Below are 20,377 nucleotides of genomic sequence, written 5' to 3'. Positions count from 1 at the left end.
TCCCTCATCCGTCAGCTACGCTGACACCTTCCCCCTAATGGGGAAGGCTATTTAGAATCTAAAATCTCTTCTGTTGGAATTCTTGATGGCTTCAATATTTTCCATGGCAATGTTTCTTACATTTTCCTTTGGAATCTTCTTAAGCTCATCCTCTATCATCTTGAAGCCTACTTCCTTTGTCTCCTCAGAAGCATAATCTACAAGATATTCTGTAAGTGTCATAAGTGCGTTTGGATGACAGCAGTTAATAATCTGACCTGTCTTGCAAAGAGACATAAATCTGTCACCTGTGCGGCCTGCACGGTAGCATGCTGTACAGAATGAAGGAATGTGTCCTGTCTCCATCAGCCACTTTACTACCTCATCAAGTGTACGCTGGTCAGAAACATCAAACTGCTCTGTATCATGAGGACGCTCCTCCTCTGTGTAACCACCAACTGATGTACGGCTACCACCTGAAACCTGAGAAATACCTACCTGAAGCATCTTGCGACGTACTTCCTCAGACTCTCTTGTAGAAATAATCATTCCTGTATATGGAACAGCGATTCTGATGCAGGCTGCGATTTTTGTAAACATTTCGTCTGGAATAGAGTTGTCAAACTCATCAGGATCAATATCGTCTGCATGCTTTACTCTTGGAACTGAAATTGTGTGTGGTCCTACTCCGTGAACTGCCTCAAGGTGCTCTGCGTGCATGAGAAGTCCGGCAAACTCGTACTTATAGCTTTCAAGTCCGAAAAGTACACCAAGTCCAACGTCATCAATACCACCTTCCATTGCACGGTCCATAGCCTCTGTATGATATGCATAGTCGTGCTTTGGTCCTGTTGGATGAAGCTGTTCATAGCTTTCCTTATTGTAAGTCTCCTGGAATAAGATATATGTACCAATACCTGCATCCTTAAGCTTCTTGTAATTTTCAACTGTTGTTGCGGCAATATTTACGTTTACACGTCTGATATCTCCATTTTTATGATGGATGCTGTAGATAGTATTTATGCACTCTAAGATGTATTCGATAGGGTTGTTTACAGGGTCCTCTCCTGCCTCGATGGCAAGGCGCTTGTGTCCCATATCCTGAAGTGCGATAACCTCAGCCTTAACTTCCTCCTGAGTAAGCTTCTTTCTGGCGATATGCTTATTTTTGAGATGATATGGGCAGTATACACAGCCATTTACACAATAATTTGAAAGATAAAGTGGAGCAAAAAGAACGATACGGTTACCGTAAAATGCATCCTTTATCTCCTGTGCTACGTTAAACATTTTCTGGATGTATTTTTCATCCTCACATGCAAGGAGAACTGCTGCTTCACGGTGTGTAAGACCGCTACATACACAGCCTTCCTCAGTCTTTACTGGTCTTGCTTTTTCAAGGAGCTTATCGATAAGCTCGAAATTATTTTTGTTTGCTTCGGCATATTCTATTGTGTCGAGGATTTCCTGATGGTCTATAAACTCATCAGCTTTCATAGACTTTACATTGTACATTATTTTTACCTCTTTTCGTGTTTGTGTAAATTTTTAGGTATTGGCTCGCCCGCTACGGTCACAATATTCTGGGCTTCTACGGTCAGCTAGGAATGCTTCCCTTAAGAAGCCCAGAACATTGTTACCTGCGGGCTACTTATAATTTATAAATTAAATCCACTAAAAATAATGGATTATTCAACGCGTTTTTCGAAGCCGGCGCGGTTGCCAGGGGCGGTTATGATTTCGTAGCCTATGGAGTTGACGCGGCCTTTTAGGCAGTTTATGCATTCGGCTGCTTCTTCGCCGGTGCAGATTTTGTTATCATATAGGCTATATTTTTTGCGGACTGATACGGGTGATAGGTTTGGCATTAGGACGTTGGCACCTGCCTGGATTCCTTTTTCGCGTCCCTTAGCATCGATTGTGCCAAGTGCTGTAGTGGCTGGGATGAGCATTTGTGGATAGATTAGTCTCATCAGAGAAATCAAAAACAATGTCATCTCTAGGGTTCCACTGTTTTCTTTAGCAAATGGTGTGTCCTTGTGGCTGATGAACGGACCAATTCCACACATGTCTGGCTTAAATTCTTCTACGAATTTTAGATCCATCGCTAAATCATAATTAGTCTGGCCAGGAGACTGCACCATAAAACCGGCTCCTACCTGATAGCCTATATCCTTTAGATCTTTAAGGCAATTCATCCTATGTTCCCAAGACAATTCCTTTGGATGAAGCTTGGCATACAGTGCTGGATTTGCAGTTTCATGTCTAAGCAAAAATCGTCCTGCACCTGCCTGATAGTACGCCTCATAGCTTGCTCTATCTCGCTCTCCTATTGAAAGAGTGATCACCATATCGGGATGAGCTTTTTTTATCTCCCTTATGATATGACACATATCTTCATCTGAGTATGCGAAGTCCTCGCCTCCCTGCAAAACTACTGTCCTAAAACCTAAGTCGTATCCTTCATTTGCACATTTGATAATTTCTTCTATACGAAGACGATATCGCTCGCAGTTTTTATTATCACGTCGAATACCGCAATATAAGCAATTGTTTCTACAATAATTGGAGAACTCCACAAGGCCTCGTATAAACACTTTGTTCTGATAATATTGCTTTTGATAATCGCAGGCATAGTTAGCTGCAAGCTGCATAAGCTCTGGATTAATATTATTAAGAAGTAGTTCATATTCCTCTATTGAAAGGGAATGTGTATTATTTAGTTTTTCTAAAATTTCTATTGGATTTTTCATATTTTGTTGCTGAGAATATATATCGTTAATTTTTTCACTAACTAACTATAGCACATCCAATTGCATGTAACTGTTTTCTTTTAAAAACATAAGTCTTGTCAGCCAAAAGTCATTTCCATATATAAATTCTCACCACTTGTCCCCCTTTTATGTTATGCTGCTATTTTTTAACACTATATCTATTATCTCACAAGTTGTATATACATCTTTAACATTTGTTTCACAATTTGTTCCATTTCATGTTATAGAATAGTTTTGGAGTTTGATAAATTCTAGATATTTGTTCTTCAGGAGGGGCATATGGGAAAAGAATCATCTACTAGATCAGCAAATACAATCAGCTTTAAGGATAGCATCAAAACAAAGCTTATACTACTTATGGCTTTGCTTGTAGCCGTTCCACTTATTATTGCTATTCTTGTAAGCTACAATAGTTCTACAAGAAAGGACAAAGAAGACGCATTAAAGCTTTTGTCAGCCAATGCGAAAATAATAGAAACAAAGTTTTCAGAAGTCATGAACGAGAACATCTCTGCCTTAGAAACCTTTGCCACTTCTCCTAGCACCGTTAACTATATGCAAAAAGCTGAAATTGGCGAGGAGCCTTCTATCCCAGGGGTTGTTATGCTTGCCCACATGAATCGTATAAACGACATAATAAATGATGGCAATAATAGTACTATCCTCACTTTAGCAAGTGGTAACCAGCTTTTTAGAACAGATGGGTCCGAACTCACAAATATTTCAGATCGAGATTATTTTCAAAAAGCCATTTCAACTGGACAGGTTGCAGTTTCGGATGTTGTAATAAGCAAATCTAACAACATCAGAATAACTATTGTTTGTGTACCAATTTACAGTCAAGATGGTTCAAGAGTAATTGGAACAATCCAAAGAAGCTTTGATTTAAATAATCTCCATGAATTCCTAGCCGAAAACATAGATGATGGTTATATTGTTGATACAACTGGAATGATGGCAGCTCATTCACAATTCGAGATTGCATTAGATGAAGAATATGATATGAGTGCCTATGAATTTATGACATCTACTGAATCTAGCGGATTGATATTTAGAGAACTTGATACAGGTTTAACATACATATCTTGGCTTAGAGAGCCTCAAAGCGGGTATGTTGTTGCTGCCGCACAAAAATATTCTGACATTATGTCTTCCGCAATTAAATCCGCAATGACTATCGTAATAATTGGTATTATTCTTCTTATAATTTCTGTAGCTATTTCTCTAGTAGTTGCAACCAGCTTTACCAAGCCAATTATTGCTGTTAACTCTTCCATCTCTCAATTAGCAGATGGACGTTTCAAAAAGATTGAAGGCTTTGCTACTCGAAAAGACGAATTTGGTGAAATTGTTCGCAGTACAAACTCTGTTATTGATAGATTAGGTAATATTGTTACTTCAATAAAAAACTCTGCAGCTACTGTAACTACTTCTTCAGAGGATTTGGCCGATATGGCAAATCAAATTGCAGCAACCACTGACACAGTAGCAAACGCAGTACAGGAAATCGCAACAGGAGCTGTTCAACAGGCTGAAGAAATTCAGGAAGCCGCTGAAAACGTAGGTAAGATTACAGATGCCGTTGTTGGTGTTCAGAATTCTACCGACAATATGGAAAGTCTGGCTGGTAGAATGAAGCTAGCTTCAGAATCTTCCAGCAAGTCTCTTGAAAACCTGCAAGATTCAAGCAGCGATATGACTGAAAGGATTGAAGAAATCGCACGCACCATTTCTGCAACCCAAGACGCTGTTTCCAACATTAATGAACGTGTAGAAGGTATTTCTGGAATTGCAGCTCAGACAAATCTTCTTTCACTTAATGCTTCGATTGAGGCAGCAAGAGCCGGTGAAGCAGGTAAGGGATTTGCCGTTGTTGCAGAAGAAATTAGGAAGCTTGCTGATGAATCTGATGCGATGGCACAGGGCATTAGGGAAGAAATGGATGCTTTGCTTAAGGAAGCAGAAGCTGCAGTAGCTGCCGCAAATCTGGTTAAACAAGGCAATTTAGAGCAGCAGGATGCAATTGGTGGTACTCTTCAATCTGTTAACGGAATGCTTGAAGATATTGATGGCACAGTTAATGGTGTCAGAGATATTGCCGGTGGTGCAAATACCTGTGTAACCTCCAACGAAGTGGTTTCTGATGCAATGTCATCACTATCTGCAATTTCTCAGGAAAACGCCGCATCATCTCAGACAACAGGTGCATCTGTAGAAGAGTTATCTGCTACCGTTTCAAGTCTTGCAGCATCTGCTGATGATTTAAAGGATATTGCAGCAAAATTGCATGATGAAATCTCATTCTTTAAGGATGATACAGAGTAATAAATTTATTAATAATAAAAAAGATGTCGGACTAAAAATCCGACATCTTTTTATATTTATTTCTTAATTGAGCTCATAAAATCAGGCATTTTAATGTTTAGTTCTGTTACACTGCTCTCAGTTGGAGAAGGAGTAACTGGTTTATGAAGTGGAGACTGTGTAGCAGGTGATGGTGTAACCGGTCTATTAACAACCGGTGGAGTATTTGTAACACCTGACTGTCCAGCTGGAGCTGTAGTAGAACGCATATTATGTAAATCTGTTGTAGTAGCTGCTGGTCTAACCTGGGAAGCATACTGCATTCCTGCTACTGTGCTGCGAGTAGGTGCTAGTGTAGCAGCTGGCTCACAAAGACCTGTAGCAATAACTGTAACTGAAACTTCATCAGACATATTCTCGTCAACTGTAATACCAAGAATGATATTAGCGTCAGCGCCTGTCATATCCTGAACATATGATGTAGCTTCGTTAGCATCGTTAAGTCCAACATCACCACAAATGTTAACGATAACATCTGTAGCACCCTGAATGCTTGTCTCAAGAAGTGGAGAAGCAACAGCAGCCTTAACAGCTTCAAGTGCCTTTTCATCTCCCTTAGCAGAGCCAATACCTACGTGTGCTAAGCCCTTGTCCTTCATAACTGTTGTAACATCGGCGAAGTCAAGGTTAATGAGTGAATTCTTAGTGATAAGATCCGTGATACCCTGTACTGACTGATGAAGAACCTGATCAGCCATGCGGAAGCTCTCACCGATACCCATAGACTTATTGCAGATTTCAACAAGCTTCTGGTTAGGGATTACAATAAGAGTATCTACACTCTCTTTTAATCTTTCGATACCATTAAGTGCGTTGTTCATACGAGGCTTTCCTTCAAACTGGAAAGGCTTAGTAACGACACCTACAGTAAGGATGCCCTGTTCCTTTGCGATGCGAGCAACAACTGGTGCAGCACCTGTACCTGTACCACCACCCATACCACAAGTGATGAATACCATATCTGCGCCCTTAATAGCTGCAGAAATATCTTCAGCGCTCTCCTCTGCTGACTTCATGCCAACCTCAGGATTTGCACCTGCACCCTTTCCACCGGTAGTTTTTTCACCTATAGCTAAAAGAGTTGGAGCCTTGCAGAGATCGAGTGCCTGCTTGTCAGTGTTGATACCTATAAACTCAACTCCCCCAATGCCCTCTTCAACCATACGCTTTACTGCATTGTTGCCAGCTCCGCCGACACCAACAACAATGATTCTGACAGGAGCCCCTGTCTCGTCAGTCGTAATGTTAATCAAAACCATATCCTCCTTTTATTAAACCTCTAAGGGAGGTCGAAAAATTCTCTAATACCAAAATACTACATATAATATTATAGTTTTTCTTTCTATTTCGCAACCGTTTTTTCACAAAAATTATATTTTATTCGTCAGAATAATTATCCTTTTCGAATACAATATCTGTGCTTGCACTGGAATAATTCTCAAGATGTAGTGTTCCGTGTAGTCCATCCAATTGGGGCAGTATGCGCAGTACCCGGTCAATTTTCTCCTCCAAATATACGCTGCTACCCAAACTAATGTTATATGTTTCATATGATAGAATTATGTGACTATTCTCATCATATGAAACCACATTAGGCATGAGATTATTCTTTTGCAATATCTTTATTAAGGATGTTAAGTATCCAATTTGTTCCTTTCCGATTGTTAATTTTTTGCCTCGTTCAGGATTCTCACAGGAAACTCCCTCAACTTTCATATAACCTCTGTCGACAAATGTCTGACTAATCTCAGCAATTCTTCCGTTATAATCAAAATATACATAGTTTCCATCTTCTTGTATCAAATATCCAAGAATCTTCTTTTCATTGCAAACTATAGTCAATGAATTCATACTTGTAAGCTTTACATCAAATGAATCAATAAACTCTGCATCCCCTTTAGGAAACATTTTGTTTTTAATAAAAGCATACATTGCATTACCTGAGTATTCATCATCCAAAATGTAACCTTGAATCTCTTCTGATGTATAAAGATCTGTCCCCTCTACTTTTACATTTTTGAGCGGACAAAGAAAGTAAGCCCCTACACCAAAAAAGCCTATTAAAATCACAATTCCAAGTATCAGTTCAACTATCAGGAGCAGGGCGCCATGACCTCTTTTTTTTCTTCTTCTGCCCATTAAGATTCCTCCTGAAATTCCATATTCTTGGATACACTGAGAGCTAATCCCATCTCTGTCAAAAGAATGGTAACAGATGTTCCACCGTAACTAATAAGTGGTAGCGTAACACCTGTATTAGGAATTGTATTAGTAACTACAGAAATATTTAATATAACCTGCAAAGCAATATGTCCCATAATGCCTATGCAAATATAAGAACCAAACATATCCTTTGCGTGGTTTGCAATATACAATAATCTATAAAGCAAAAGAATATAAAGAAGAATAACACAAACCGCGCCAAAAACGCCCAGTTCCTCACATATGATTGAAAAAATCATATCATTTTGCGCTTCTGGTACAATATATTTTTGCATACTACCGCCAAGTCCCTTTCCAAAAAGGCCGCCACTTCCTATGGCATAAAGTCCCTGTAACGTCTGATAACCTTTACCATCCATATGGTTTTCCGGATGAAGCCAGGCTTCTATACGGCCTGCTCTGTAAGACGCTGTGGTAATATAAAATACTACAAGTACAAACAACGCTGCTCCAGCTGCTATAAACTGCACAAACTTAGGTGATGCAATAAACACCATGATAAATGCAATACCAAGAATAATAATAGCTGTAGAAAGATTATTTGTAGCTACAACCGCAAATGCTGGCAAAACCAGCAACATTGTGAAAGCTGTCCCCTTTAAATTTCTCTGAGCTTTTGGAGCTCTGTCTATAATGTAAGCCACAAGCAGTATTACAGCCACTTTTGTAAGCTCTGATGGCTGAAAGGAAATAGGACCAATCCTAAGCCATCTTGAAGACTCGTTAATTGTTACACCTACAAAAAGTACTGCTATACATAAAAATATCGAAAATAAATATGCTGGAATAACCAAAGTAGACCATCTTCTGTAGTCTACCTTTGTAGTAATAAACATACCGCAAAAACCCAGGACTGCTGCTTTAAGTTGAGTTCTAAGATAAAAAATAGAATCTCCTTGTTTTAATGCAGCTGCGTAGGCTGAGGTACTGTATAACATAACCAGGCCAAATGCCAAAATAAAAAAAATGATAAGTAAGAGTGTATAGTCAAAGTTAAGAAGTCGTTTTATTTTTCTTTGCTGGCGGGCTTCCTTTCTGGAGACCGCCAGTTCTTTATCTCTTGCCATAAGCTCATCCCCATTTCATTAAACCAAATAGTAGGCGAAAAGACATAAGAAAATAGTTACAGTTGTGAATACTGCTACTACCTTTACCTCAGACCAACCACCAAGCTCATAGTGATGATGAATAGGGGCCATTCTAAAAATTCGTTTACCACCTGTAAGCTTAAAGTAGCCTACCTGAAGAATAACTGAAAGAACCTCAACAAGATAAATAAGTGCAACAATAATTATGAAAATAGGCATCTGAAGCATATAAGCGGTAGAAGCCACAAAAGCACCAAGTGCAAGAGAACCTGTATCTCCCATGAAAATCTTGGCTGGATGAACGTTAAACATTAAAAATCCAAATAAAGCACCAATCATTGCTGCGATTGCAGGTGTGATTTCTGAACCAAGTGTCATGGCAACTATTCCCCAGAAACCTGCGATTGCAAGTGTTACTGATGTAGCAAGTCCATCAAGACCATCTGTAAAATTGGCTCCGTTGACAGTTCCAAGTACACACAGGAAAAGTACAACTATTGCAAGCCAGCTTATATCTACAAATGCGCCTGTTACAGGAATTCTGATTTCAAGTGAAACACCTGAGAAATTAATCATATAAACTGCAAATGCTATAGTAAGAACGATCTGTCCCAGCATCTTCTGCCATGCTTTTAGACCATCTGAACTTTTCTTTAATGCTTTAAGTAAATCATCTACAAATCCTAAGATTCCAAAGCCTAAAGTCATGAAAACTATTGGATAAATCTGTGTAGTGTGTCGAACTGTAGCAAAAATAAGTGAAACAACCGAAAAAGCTATTAAAATCATAATACCACCCATAGAAGGTGTTCCATTTTTCAATTTATGCTCCTCGATGTACTCTCGCTCTGTGTTTCCCATTTTTAATCTACGCAAAAGTGGGATACACACTGGTCCCAATGCCAGTACAATAAAAAAGGCAATTATCATTGGTAAAAAAACTTCAAACATTTCTATACTCCTTACTCATTATCTTCATTTCCGTTATCTGGTGTAGCATTAGGGTCTGCCGTTGAATCTTCTCCTTCTGGAGTATCCTCTGTGCCACCCTCATCTGGGGAAAGTACCTGCTGTGCATGTTCGGTAAGTGCTGCAGCCGCCTCAGCCTCCTGCTCTTCTGTAAGCGAAGATTCAACTCCTAAATATGGAAGGGCCTGCTCAAAAATATTATGTACAATCTGCTGAGCAAAGCTACTGTGTGCCTGATCATCAACTGCCGGTTCATCTACGATAACATAAACCACAAGTTCAGGATTATCTGTTGGTGCAAATCCTATAAATGATACTAAGTATTTACGGTTTCCACGAGGAAGCTTTTCGGCTGTACCTGTTTTACCACCAATAGTGTAACCCTCGACACCTGCTGTCTTACCAGTACCATCTGACACTACATATTCCAGATATCCCCTCATCAAATCACTAACTTCTGATGATATGGTCTTTTTTAAGATGGTAGGCTCAATTTCACTAACTGTGTTGCCGTTTGGATCTGTAATCTTTGTAACTAAATGTGGTTCATAAAGATTACCACCGTTTATCAGAGAACAAAAACCTGTACCAAGCTGAATCATTGTAGTGTTAAAGTTCTGACCAAATGAATTAGTGGCTAAGTTGATAGCTGAACCCAAATCATCTCTGCTGTAAATAAGACCTGCTGTACTGGCCTCTCCAGTTAAGTCGATGCCTGTTTTTTGACCAAATCCAAATATTGATTGGTAGTCAGCAAAGGTTTCCGGTCCAATCACACGAACCATCTGCATCAAAGCATCATTGCAGGAATTTGAAAGAGCATCTGCTATGGTTTGAGTGCCATGACCACCTTTAGTGTATGCAACACACTTTACCAGTCTAGGATAGCCTGTAATCATCTCACCACCATCGCAGAAATAAGTTTCATTACCTGATAAGACTCCTGTTTCAAGTCCCATTGCTACCGTAAATGGTTTGAATGTAGAGCCTGGCTCGTAGGTATAGGTGATAGCAAAATTCTGCCAGATTTTATTTAGCTTATCCATCTTGTCTTCTTCGGACATCTCAGCAACTTGCTCTTCACTATAATATGCCGACAAATCTCTTGGATTATTCAAATCAAAAGATGGATACTGAGCCATTGCATAAATCTCGCCATTGTTTGGATTCATAACCAAGGCTGCTGTGTGGAGTGATCCCTGTGACCTATAATCGTCAGGATGATCTGCATTCCACTGTGCCAACGTTTCCTCATTCCATTCTCTTATAGCGTTTTCAGCTATTGTCTGAATGTTTACATCTAATGATAGGATAATATTGTTTCCATTGGTAGCGTCAACAGTGGTCTGCTCCAAGTTACTGTCTGAATTTAGGTAGCCATATGTACGACCATTTACACCATTAAGAACATTTGAATATTTATTTTCCAGTCCAATAACTCCCACGTTACCACTGCTGGCGTATCCGATTGTAGATGCTGCAAGGGTGCTGTAAGGGTACTGTCGAATATATTCCTTTTCGAACCATATTCCAAAAACCTTATCTTTGTACTCTTCAGATTCGACTTTCTCCTGGAATTCAGCCATTTCTTCGTAAGGAACTCTTTTTGCCAAAACGAAGTATTGAGACTTTGGATGATCCTCTAACTGAGTTGTAAGTTTTTCCTTATCTATTTCTTCAAAGCAATCATCCACCAGTTCAACTGTGGTTTTCTTTGCGCCCTCGATTTTTTCGTCCCTGGCATTCAGCACCTTGCAGTCTAAGATAACATTGTACACATCAACGCTTGTTGCAAGTACTGTGCCTCTGGCATCAACAATATCGCCTCTTTGAAACGGAATAATAGAACTGTCGTAATGCTGCTGTGACAAAACAATCTTTTCGTATTTGTCACCGCTGGTGTACTGAATGTACATTACACGTCCTATTAGAAACACAAAAAGAATACAAACAACCCCAAACACAAACCAGAGCTTAAATTGCATTCTTTTCAAAATTTTTTTATTTGGTTTAATTCTTTTTCTTCTACTACTATTACTAGCCATTATTGTACTTCCTAGGTAGGATTACCAAATTTATGGTATATCCTGATATTGGCTCATGTAATCTGAGCCATCCACACTATAATACACTATTTGGCTGCTAGTTGCATACACCATTCCTAAATCATTTATTGCTTTATCTTTTATTTCACTAAGATTTGTAGTGGTGGAGATTCTGCTTTCAGCGGCCTTATTGTCTGCCTTTAATGTAGCAAGCTGTTTTTCAAGACTTGCGATATTATCCATTCTAGTAGAAACGTTAGTCTGGAGAGCTACATAGCCTACAAGCATAAATACTGTAAGCATTACAGCCATAAGCATATAACCTGTTAAAAGTCTGTTTTTTCTAAGAGCTGCTTTGTGACGTCTATACGCAATCTTCTGATTACGAATAGCTTCTTCACGCTTTTCACGCTCTCTTTGCTCTCTAGTTGGCAGAGTTCTAGCAGGACTAACATATATTTCGTCTTTTCTAACTGTATTCCCTTGATGATAATAATATGTCTGTACTTCCTGCATTTTAAACTCCCTAAAAATTTTATTCTGTCTCTATTTTCTCAAACACTCTAAGTTTTGCGCTTTTTGATCTTGAATTGTGTTCAAGCTCATATTCGCTTGGAAGGATTGGTTTTCTTGTGATTACCTTTCCCTTTGATTTCTTCCCGCATACACAAACCGGGAAATTCTTTGGACATGTGCAAGGATCTTCATTTCTCTTGAATGCCACTTTTGTGATTCTATCCTCCAATGAATGGAAGGTGATAATGCAAAGTCTTCCACCTGGATTCAACAAATCAATCATGTCATCTATATGATTCTCTAAAACTGTAAGTTCTCTGTTTAACTCAATTCTAAGAGCCTGGTAGGTTCTCTTTGATGGATGCCCCTGTCCAACCTGTGCTTTCTTTGGAATGCTCTCAGCAATGATTTTATTTAGCTGCCCAGCGGTAAGGATTGGAGCTTTTTCTCGCTCTTTTAATATGTTCTTAACTATCTGTTTTGAAAATTTTTCCTCACCGTAATTGAAAAGGACTCTGGTCAAATCCTCGGCAGAATAGTTGTTAACTATATCTGCCGCCGTCATAGGATTGTCCTTATCCATTCTCATATCAAGAGGTGCATCATCAACTCTGTAGGTAAAGCCTCGGTCAGCTTCATCAAGCTGGAAACTTGAAACACCAAGATCCAGCATGATGCCATCGACCTTTGTAACTCCTAGCTCCCCTAGTCTCTCTTTCATGAATTCATAGTTACTATGAATAGTGGTAACTTTATCGCCATAGCAGGCAAGCCTCTCCCCGGCCGCCTTAAGTGCATCTGTATCCTGATCAAAGCCATACAGATGACCCGTGGTCAAATGGCTGGCGATTTCAAATGAGTGGCCGCCTCCACCCAATGTACCATCCACGTATATGCCATCAGGTTTTATATTCAGATTGTCCACTGTCTCATGTAAGAGAACTGAATAATGATTAAACTCCATTGAATATTTAAACTCCCTTAAATGCCAAGTCCAAGTTCTGCCATGTGTTCTGCAATCTCATCCATGTCGTCGTATGTACCTTCCTCAATCCAACGATCCTTAGACCAAATTTCAATTCTGTTTAGTACGCCTACAGAAACCACTTCCTTATCGATTCCAGCATATTCCTTTAAGTTTGCCGGGATAAGTACTCTTCCCTGCTTATCAATGTCACATTCTGCTGCCCCTGCAAAGAAGAATCTGGAGAACTTTCTGGCGTCCTTAGTGGTTCGTGGAATTTCTCTAAACTTTTCCTCGATGATTTTCCATTCGCTAAGTGGATATACAAAGATGCAACCATCGATTCCTTTAGTGGCAACAAAGTGTTCTCCTAACTGTTCACGAAATTTTGCAGGCATAATAAGACGATTTTTCGCGTCTATATTGTGGCTGTATTCTCCCATGAACATGAGACACTCCTCCTTTCCTGGCGGATTGTCTCAATATCCACCACTTTATGACACTTTTATTCCACTTTCCTCCACTTTTGACTATATTTTAAACCATTATTCCTCCATGTGCAACCCACGACCCGTGAAAAATCAATGTTTTAAAGACCTCACAACATGTGGTGGTGAGTGGAGGACAATCCCATAAAAACTACAAAATAAGAAATTTTTAAGTAAAATTTGACACAAAAAAAGACATTAGCCATGCTAATGTCTTTAAAAAAATACAATTTTTGATGTGAAAGTGGATTATTTATCCTGATTTTTCAGCTTATACATATATAAACCACTTCCCACCACAATCAATATCGCTGCAATAAGCTGTGATACTGGAAGGTTAGTTCCCCAAAGCTTTAACTGGTCTGTACGGATACCTTCGATCCAAAAACGACCAGCGCCATAACCTATTAAATAGGTAAAGAATATCTGTCCATTGAACTTCTTTTTCTTTCTCATAAGAAGCATTATTATAAGAAGTCCAAGGTTCCAAAGTGATTCATAAAGAAATGTTGGATGAACAGAAACAAACTGCACCCCTTCTATCTCCACAAGATTCGAAAGCATTTCAGGAGTAATGTCCAACTCACTTCTTACAGAATTGATAGGAAGAAGCATTGCTAAAAGCCCGTCTGTGTATTGCCCAAACACTTCTCTATTAAAGAAATTGCCCCATCGTCCAAAAATTTGGCCGATGACAACTCCAAAAATACATACATCCAAAACCTTTAGAATATCATGTTTTCTGATTTTGGAAATAATAATTACAGAAGCAATTCCAGCAAGGACTCCTCCATAAATAGCGAGACCTCCCTGCCTTATGTTAAATATGTTAAGGATATTATCCTTGTAATAATCCCAAGCAAATATAACATAATAGGCTCTTGCGCCTAATACTCCAACTACAATAGTAATAATGCAAATGTCTAAAAATTTATCTTCGTCAAATCCTACTCTCTTTGCTTCTTTTAGAATAAAGCTCACGCCCACAAGCATCCCTATGGCAATAATTACCCCATAAAAAGCAATGAAAAAGGATCCGATATAGAATCCTTTTTCAACATTGCCTAGAGTAATATGTAGATTTGGAAATATAATGCTATTGTCCAAATTAAACTCTCCTATTATTTTTATTCTACGTCATTGAACAACTGATATATTTCAATCTTTAATGCATCTGTGTCAGTCATACCTACAAAAATACATCCATATTCGTATGTATTGTCTTCCAGCCTGTTGCTTCGGACAACCTTGAATACTGTATCGATTGTTTCCTTTGTCCAAATCTGAATTTTGGCATCGAAGCAGGTTCCAATCTCAAACTCAACGTCCGGCATTCTAAAAGCCAAGCCAGTCTTTGAAATATTGGTTACCTCAACATCCATATACTTTACTGTAGTGATGTTGTCCTCATCAATACGCTCAATTTCTACCTTTACGTTAATGTCCAGTCGTTTGTGTTTTCTCTTTTCTTCCATGCTCTGCCTCCCACTAAAAATTAAAGTTTAAGATTAATACCTTTTTCCTTAAGCTTAGCTATAATATCATCTACCACCTTTTGAACTTCGTCATGGGTAAGTGTACGATCATCCTCACCAAAAAGAAGTCTTACAGTGATTGATTTGCTGTTTCCATCATTATATACATCGGTAACACCGACCTTTTTCAAAATAGAATCAGCTGTCTCTTTTATTGTATCATTTATTTCTGCAAATTTCTCTGCAATAAATGATAAATCTACTTCAATTGAAGGATATTTTGAAGGCTCAACGTAAGAAATATTCTCCTGAGCAATATCAGCAAGTGCTTCCACATCGATTTCAGCAAATACGATAGCTGCTTTTTTATCGATTTTCTTTGATACAAGTGGATGTGCAACACCGATTTCACCAATCTGAACTCCATCAAGCACAAGTGCATTTAAGTTCTTTGGATGCTGATATGAATGTGTTGCCTCAAGCTTTTTATATGTAAGTGCCTTGTGTCTAACATCCTCTATTGTCTCAGCAAGCATGTCTCTAAGCTCAAAATAAAGCTTCTCAAGAGACTTAGTCTTTGAGAATAATGTGATGCAAAGCTTTTTATGCTCGTCACAAAGCCCATCTTCCTTAAGACCTTCTACTACTCGTCCTACCTCAAAGATACCGAAATCAGTAGCATAGCCTGTATTGTAATTAACCTGGCAAAGCTGTGTAGGAATGATTGAACGTCTAAGTGTTTCAATGTTAGGGTTTGTAGAGTTTGCAAGCTTAATGTTTTCCTCTACTTCCATTCCAAGCTTCTTGTATTCATCTGCATATTGCCATACATAAGAATGAACCTCGTGAAGACTGAATCTCTTAACAAGGATGTCCTTGATTCTATCTTCAACATTTTTTGTCTCATCCATACGTACTGGATAAAGTGGTGCATTTGTTGTTGAAAGCTCGAAGTTGTCATATCCGTAAATACGTGTGATTTCTTCGATAATATCTGCCTTTAAGCTTATATCTTTTGTAGCACGATATGAAGGAACATCAACATGGAAGTTATCTCCATCCTGTGCAACTGTGAATCCAAGAGCTGCAAGTGTATCTACAATGTGCTCATTTGTAATTTCAATTCCAGTATATTTGTCTACGAAATTCTTGTCGAAATCAAGAGCAATATGTGGGTAATGGAATGCGTATTCATCTGTAAGTGCAGAAACAACCTTTACACCTGGGTCGATTTCAAGAAGAAGCTTCATGAAACGAGCGATGGCTACTGTTGTCATCTCAGGGTCAAGGCTCTTTTCGTAACGAGCTGAAGCGTCTGTTCTGTGCGCAAGACGAACTGCACTCTTTCTGATAGATGCAGCATTAAATGTTGCAGACTCAAGAGTAAGAGTTGTTGTATCCTCTACGATTTCTGAATCAAGGCCACCCATGATACCTGCGATAGCAACTGGTGTATTATCATTGCAAATCATAAGAGTGTTCTCATCGATATTGCGCTCCACACCATCAAGTGTTGTAAATGTAAATGGTGTATCAAATCTCTTAACACGGATTTTCTCTACCTTGCGTGAATCAAAGGCATGCATTGGCTGTCCCATTTCAAGCATGATATAGTTTGTTAAATCTGCGAGAAGGTTGATGCCTCTCATGCCGCAATAGAAAAGGCGAATTCTCATGTTCATTGGAGCAACGTTCTTTTCTACGTTTTCAACTTTGATTGATGAATATCTCTGACAGAGTTCATCTTCAATCTTGAGGTCAACCTTTTCAAGATTGTCGTATTGGCTTAAGTCAAGTGTTGGAAGCTCCTTGAGAGGACGCTTCGCAATAGTAGCAAACTCTCTTGCTATTCCGTAATGTCCCCAAAGATCAGGTCTATTTGTAAGAGACTTGTTATCTACCTCGAAGATAATGTCATCGATTTCATATAAATCCTTGATATCTGTACCATTTTCAGCATCTTCAAGGATATCCATGATGCCGTCATTGTTGTCTGAAATACCAATTTCTTTTTCAGAGCAGCACATACCATATGATTCGTATCCTGCAAGTGGTCTTGGTGCGATTGTGATAGGTCCAAGTGTAGCACCAACCTTTGCAAAGGCTGTTTTCATGCCAACACGAACATTTGGTGCACCACAAACTACATCTGTAAGCTTGCCATCACCTGCATCTACCTTTAAAAGATGAAGCTTCTTTGACTCAGGGTGCTCTTCTACTGATTTGATTTCAGCTACAACTACTCCTGATAAATCTTCACCCTTGTGATATATATCATTTTCAACCTCTGCTGTTGCAAGAGAGAACTTAGAAATAAGCTCCATCTTGTCTAGACCCTCAAGGTCAACAAAATCAGAGATCCAATTCATTGAAATAAACATGTTTCACGTCCTCCCTTACTGCTCGTCATCTGTGAACTGAGCTAAGCTTGAAAGATTACCACTGTTCAGATCACGAATATCTTTAATACCATATTTCATCATTGCAAGTCTTGTAAGGCCTAGACCAAAAGCGAAGCCTGTGTATTTTTCTGGGTCAATGCCACCCTCTTCAAGAACCTTTGGATGAACCATACCGCATGGGCAAAGCTCAAGCCACCCTGAATGCTTGCAAGAAGGACATCCCTTACCGCCGCAGTTGAGGCAGTTGATATCAAGCTCAAAGCCAGGCTCCACAAATGGGAAGAAGCCTGGACGAAGACGAACCTTTATGTCACGTCTGAACACCTCAGAAAGCATAGTCTTCATGAAATAGATGAGGTTAGAAATAGAAATATCCTTTCCTACCATAACACCTTCCATCTGGAAGAATGTGTTTTCATGGCATGCATCTGTAGCTTCATTTCTAAAGCAACGTCCTGGGAAAATAGCCTTGATAGGAGTGCCATTTTCAATTAACTGCTTACGATATTTTTTATAAATTGCATTTTGAGCAGCTGTAGTCTGTGACTTTAACAACTGACCATTTTCAAGATAATATGTATCCTGCATATCTCTTGCAGGGTGATATTTAGGGATGTTAACAGCTTCGAAACACTCGTAATCTGTAACCACCTCGCTATAGTCCTCAACTGTGAAGCCCATGGACTTAAAAATTGTCTCGCACTGGCGCTGAACAAGAGTAATAGGATGATAGCTTCCCTGATCAAAATGCTCTGGAAGGGAAATATCAAATTCAGGAACCTTATCAATTTCCTTTTGAAGCTCTAATGCTGCAATCTCATCCTTTTTAGCAGAAATTCTGTCAGCAACTGTGTTTTTAAGTAAGTTAATCTTCTGGCCAAACTCTTTTTTCTCTTCCGCAGAAAGCTTGCCCATCTCTTTCATAGCAGCTGTAACGCTACCTTTTTTACCAAGGTAAGAAACTCTAATGTTCTCAAGCTCTTCGGAATTCTTGATGTTCTGAAGCTCAGTTTCGAACTTGGCACTTAATTCAGAAATAATATCTACCATAGGTGGCCTCCCTAAAAAATAATCTCGTATAGGTTAAAATTTTAACAGTAAGTTTTCTTATTGTAAATCTGTAATCATCATGGCATCTCCAAAGGAGAAGAATCTGTAGCGCTCCTCAACAGCCTTTTCATAGGCGGCAAGCACGTGTTCCCTGCCTGCAAGTGCTGAAACCAGCATGATAAGTGTTGACTGTGGCAGATGGAAGTTGGTGATAAGCCCATCGATTACTTTAAACTCATATCCAGGATAAATGAATATCTGTGTCCAACCGCTCTTTGGAGCAAGTGGCTTTCCTGGCTCGGCTGCAGACTCAAGGGTACGAGTGCTTGTGGTTCCAACAGATATTACTCTTCCACCATTTGCCTTTGTTTCATTAATGATATCGCAGGCTTCCTGTGTGAGCTCGTAATATTCTGAGTGCATGTGATGCTCTAACACTTCCTCTTCCTTGACTGGTCTAAAGGTGCCAAGTCCAACATGAAGAGTAACCTCTGCGATTCTAACCCCCATAGCCTTTACTTCCTCAAGAAGCTCTGGTGTAAAATGAAGCCCAGCTGTAGGAGCAGCTGCTGAGCCATCATATTTCGCATAGACGGTCTGATATCTGTCTCTATCTGCAAGCTTATGTGTGATATATGGAGGAAGTGGCATTTCGCCAAGCTTGTCCAAAATTTCCTCAAATATACCATCATAGCTAAATTCTATGATTCTATTGCCTTCATCAACTATATCAACAATCTTTCCGATTAAAAGACCGTCTCCAAAGGATATCTCCATACCAGGACGAGCTTTTTTACCAGGCTTAACAAGACATTCCCACTGACTGTCGCTGATTCTCTTAAGAAGAAGGATTTCAACCTTTCCGCCGGAGCCTACTCTGGCACCATATAATCTGGCTGGAATTACTCGCGTGTTGTTGATAACCAGGCAATCTCCTGGCTTAAGATATTCTTTAATATCGTAGAAATGGCGATGTACTATCTCGCCTGTATTTTTGTCCAAGACCATAAGTCTTGAATTGCTTCGTTTTTCCAATGGATCCTGAGCAATCAGTTCCTCTGGAAGTTCATAATCAAAATCTTTTACTAACATATCTATATCCTATTACTTTAAATAACTACATCCGATTTAGTTTAGCACAGAATTATCTTGTAGTCCAATTACTGAAGTGTTTTGCCTTAAAATCGTTTTTAAATTTCTCCCAGGCCATGCCAAAGGCTTCTGCAAAAAAAACATTTGCCTCTGCTGCCATTAACATAAAATACATACAAAAGTACAACCAAAACATAAACATCATCATAGTAGCAAAGGCTCCGTACATGGAAAAATTATTAAAAATCCTAACCCATATAGCAAGACCTGTACTAAACAGATACCAGCTAACTGCACAAATAATCCCGCCTGGCAGCTGGCTCATAAAGGTAAGATGCTTGTTTGGTAAAACCGCAAATAAAAACGTAAATACGATTACAAGAAATATAAATACAAATATATTTCTAAATAAAGGTCTGATACCTACCATGTAAGGTAAAAAACCATAGTAATTTTTTGCGTAATACTGAAGCTTTGCTGTAAAGACAAGCATTAGCATAATTACAATAATTACAGATAGTAAAACCATCATATAAAAAACTGCTCTAAGGCGTCTTGTAACCCACCCCCTGGTCTCTTCTATTTTGTTTACCTGGTTAAGACCTACCATAAGATTCTGGAAGGCTTTACCAGATGACCAGATTGCCATGATTGCCGAAATGGAAATAGCACCTACAGAGCCCTGTGTAACCATTCTTGCGACCTTTATTACATAGGGCGAAAACTCTTCCGGAATAACATCAAAAACCAATTCATACAGATATTGATTTATAGATGGAACAAGACCTGCCACCCACACCAAAAGCATCAGTACTGGCAGCGCCGACATAATCATAAAGTATGCTGTCTGCGCAGCGTAAGCTCCTATATTGTCCCTTCCGCATTTATCTAAATATGTTTTTCCATAACCTAAAAATGTCCACATAAAAAATCTCCTCAATTGTAGAT

17 protein-coding genes are annotated in these 20,377 nt (G+C 39.1%); 1 reads left to right on the top strand and 16 read right to left on the bottom strand.

All coding sequences use genetic code 11. The features are described 5' to 3' along the window. Positions 1 to 51 precede the first annotated feature (51 nt). Both hydG and hydE read right to left on the bottom strand, forming a co-directional pair. A complete protein-coding gene (gene hydG / locus BLV53_RS09210; RefSeq protein WP_090300120.1) occupies positions 52 to 1,494 on the bottom strand; it encodes a [FeFe] hydrogenase H-cluster radical SAM maturase HydG in 1,443 nt (480 codons plus the stop codon). 173 nt (positions 1,495 to 1,667) lie between these two features. Further along, positions 1,668 to 2,732: a [FeFe] hydrogenase H-cluster radical SAM maturase HydE gene (gene hydE, locus BLV53_RS09205; protein WP_090300119.1), complete on the bottom strand. Its 1,065-nt coding sequence runs from the start codon at positions 2,730 to 2,732 to the stop codon at positions 1,668 to 1,670. A gap of 300 nt (positions 2,733 to 3,032) precedes the next feature. Here hydE and BLV53_RS09200 point away from each other — a divergent pair, with 300 nt between their 5' ends. Then, positions 3,033 to 5,078 (top strand): methyl-accepting chemotaxis protein, encoded by a 2,046-nt coding sequence (locus tag BLV53_RS09200; RefSeq protein WP_090300117.1) that lies wholly within the window; start codon positions 3,033 to 3,035, stop codon positions 5,076 to 5,078. A 56-nt stretch (positions 5,079 to 5,134) separates the two neighbouring features. Here the strand turns inward: BLV53_RS09200 and ftsZ are convergent, their stop codons facing one another. The 14 genes from ftsZ to BLV53_RS09130 form a co-directional block, all read right to left on the bottom strand. Beyond that, a complete protein-coding gene (ftsZ, locus tag BLV53_RS09195; RefSeq protein WP_090300275.1) occupies positions 5,135 to 6,370 on the bottom strand; it encodes a cell division protein FtsZ in 1,236 nt (411 codons plus the stop codon). 124 nt (positions 6,371 to 6,494) lie between these two features. Next, entirely contained in the window at positions 6,495 to 7,256 is a 762-nt protein-coding gene (locus BLV53_RS09190) for a cell division protein FtsQ/DivIB (RefSeq protein WP_090300116.1), read from the bottom strand. Then, positions 7,256 to 8,407 (bottom strand): FtsW/RodA/SpoVE family cell cycle protein, encoded by a 1,152-nt coding sequence (locus BLV53_RS09185; RefSeq protein WP_170830807.1) that lies wholly within the window; start codon positions 8,405 to 8,407, stop codon positions 7,256 to 7,258. The genes BLV53_RS09190 and BLV53_RS09185 overlap by 1 nt, the downstream gene beginning before the upstream one ends. Positions 8,408 to 8,425: 18 nt before the next feature. Further along, entirely contained in the window at positions 8,426 to 9,379 is a 954-nt protein-coding gene (gene mraY, locus BLV53_RS09180; protein ID WP_090300114.1) for a phospho-N-acetylmuramoyl-pentapeptide-transferase, read from the bottom strand. Positions 9,380 to 9,390: 11 nt separating this feature from the next. Continuing rightward, complete coding sequence (locus BLV53_RS09175) at positions 9,391 to 11,313, bottom strand: peptidoglycan D,D-transpeptidase FtsI family protein (RefSeq protein ID WP_242879067.1); 1,923 nt, start codon at positions 11,311 to 11,313, stop codon at positions 9,391 to 9,393. Between the two features lie 159 nt (positions 11,314 to 11,472). After that, the gene (locus BLV53_RS09170) at positions 11,473 to 11,958 is read right to left on the bottom strand and encodes a hypothetical protein (protein ID WP_090300110.1); all 486 of its coding nucleotides are present in this window, start codon (positions 11,956 to 11,958) and stop codon (positions 11,473 to 11,475) included. Positions 11,959 to 11,977: 19 nt separating this feature from the next. Continuing rightward, positions 11,978 to 12,922 (bottom strand): 16S rRNA (cytosine(1402)-N(4))-methyltransferase RsmH, encoded by a 945-nt coding sequence (gene rsmH / locus BLV53_RS09165; RefSeq protein WP_090300108.1) that lies wholly within the window; start codon positions 12,920 to 12,922, stop codon positions 11,978 to 11,980. A gap of 17 nt (positions 12,923 to 12,939) precedes the next feature. Then, positions 12,940 to 13,371 carry a division/cell wall cluster transcriptional repressor MraZ gene (gene mraZ, locus BLV53_RS09160; RefSeq protein ID WP_090300106.1) on the bottom strand — a complete coding sequence of 144 codons (432 nt, stop codon included), beginning with the start codon at positions 13,369 to 13,371 and terminating at the stop codon, positions 12,940 to 12,942. Positions 13,372 to 13,659: 288 nt separating this feature from the next. After that, the gene (lgt, locus tag BLV53_RS09155) at positions 13,660 to 14,517 is read right to left on the bottom strand and encodes a prolipoprotein diacylglyceryl transferase (protein WP_090300105.1); all 858 of its coding nucleotides are present in this window, start codon (positions 14,515 to 14,517) and stop codon (positions 13,660 to 13,662) included. A 20-nt stretch (positions 14,518 to 14,537) separates the two neighbouring features. Continuing rightward, the gene (locus BLV53_RS09150) at positions 14,538 to 14,885 is read right to left on the bottom strand and encodes a PilZ domain-containing protein (protein WP_090300103.1); all 348 of its coding nucleotides are present in this window, start codon (positions 14,883 to 14,885) and stop codon (positions 14,538 to 14,540) included. Positions 14,886 to 14,905: 20 nt separating this feature from the next. Continuing rightward, entirely contained in the window at positions 14,906 to 17,266 is a 2,361-nt protein-coding gene (gene pheT / locus BLV53_RS09145) for a phenylalanine--tRNA ligase subunit beta (protein WP_090300101.1), read from the bottom strand. Positions 17,267 to 17,281: 15 nt separating this feature from the next. Continuing rightward, positions 17,282 to 18,337: a phenylalanine--tRNA ligase subunit alpha gene (locus tag BLV53_RS09140; RefSeq protein WP_090300099.1), complete on the bottom strand. Its 1,056-nt coding sequence runs from the start codon at positions 18,335 to 18,337 to the stop codon at positions 17,282 to 17,284. Between the two features lie 57 nt (positions 18,338 to 18,394). Beyond that, positions 18,395 to 19,429: a tRNA preQ1(34) S-adenosylmethionine ribosyltransferase-isomerase QueA gene (queA, locus tag BLV53_RS09135; RefSeq protein ID WP_090300097.1), complete on the bottom strand. Its 1,035-nt coding sequence runs from the start codon at positions 19,427 to 19,429 to the stop codon at positions 18,395 to 18,397. A gap of 52 nt (positions 19,430 to 19,481) precedes the next feature. Further along, positions 19,482 to 20,354, bottom strand: coding sequence for a YihY/virulence factor BrkB family protein (locus BLV53_RS09130; RefSeq protein WP_090300096.1), 873 nt, complete (start codon positions 20,352 to 20,354; stop codon positions 19,482 to 19,484). Between the last annotated feature and the right edge of the window lie 23 nt (positions 20,355 to 20,377).

Source organism: Pseudobutyrivibrio sp. ACV-2 (genome assembly GCF_900107545.1).
Classification (GTDB): Bacteria; Bacillota; Clostridia; order Lachnospirales; family Lachnospiraceae; genus Pseudobutyrivibrio.
The sequence above is the reverse complement of the archived record's forward strand: the minus strand, read 5'-3'. Positions and strand labels throughout refer to the sequence as shown.

Excerpts from the sequence above, each read along its gene's own strand:
- pheT (WP_090300101.1), bottom strand. The coding sequence starts at position 17,266 with ATGTTTATTTCAATGAATTGGATCTCTGATTTTGTTGACCTTGAGGGT.
- BLV53_RS09140 (WP_090300099.1), bottom strand. The coding sequence starts at position 18,337 with ATGGTAGATATTATTTCTGAATTAAGTGCCAAGTTCGAAACTGAGCTT.
- mraY (WP_090300114.1), bottom strand. The coding sequence starts at position 9,379 with ATGTTTGAAGTTTTTTTACCAATGATAATTGCCTTTTTTATTGTACTG.
- rsmH (WP_090300108.1), bottom strand. The coding sequence starts at position 12,922 with ATGGAGTTTAATCATTATTCAGTTCTCTTACATGAGACAGTGGACAAT.
- BLV53_RS09190 (WP_090300116.1), bottom strand. The coding sequence starts at position 7,256 with ATGGGCAGAAGAAGAAAAAAAAGAGGTCATGGCGCCCTGCTCCTGATA.
- BLV53_RS09150 (WP_090300103.1), bottom strand. The coding sequence starts at position 14,885 with ATGGAAGAAAAGAGAAAACACAAACGACTGGACATTAACGTAAAGGTA.
- BLV53_RS09185 (WP_170830807.1), bottom strand. The coding sequence starts at position 8,407 with ATGGCAAGAGATAAAGAACTGGCGGTCTCCAGAAAGGAAGCCCGCCAG.
- queA (WP_090300097.1), bottom strand. The coding sequence starts at position 19,429 with ATGTTAGTAAAAGATTTTGATTATGAACTTCCAGAGGAACTGATTGCT.
- hydE (WP_090300119.1), bottom strand. The coding sequence starts at position 2,732 with ATGAAAAATCCAATAGAAATTTTAGAAAAACTAAATAATACACATTCC.
- BLV53_RS09170 (WP_090300110.1), bottom strand. The coding sequence starts at position 11,958 with ATGCAGGAAGTACAGACATATTATTATCATCAAGGGAATACAGTTAGA.
- BLV53_RS09200 (WP_090300117.1), top strand. The coding sequence starts at position 3,033 with ATGGGAAAAGAATCATCTACTAGATCAGCAAATACAATCAGCTTTAAG.
- hydG (WP_090300120.1), bottom strand. The coding sequence starts at position 1,494 with ATGTACAATGTAAAGTCTATGAAAGCTGATGAGTTTATAGACCATCAG.
- mraZ (WP_090300106.1), bottom strand. The coding sequence starts at position 13,371 with ATGTTCATGGGAGAATACAGCCACAATATAGACGCGAAAAATCGTCTT.
- BLV53_RS09175 (WP_242879067.1), bottom strand. The coding sequence starts at position 11,313 with ATGTACATTCAGTACACCAGCGGTGACAAATACGAAAAGATTGTTTTG.
- BLV53_RS09130 (WP_090300096.1), bottom strand. The coding sequence starts at position 20,354 with ATGTGGACATTTTTAGGTTATGGAAAAACATATTTAGATAAATGCGGA.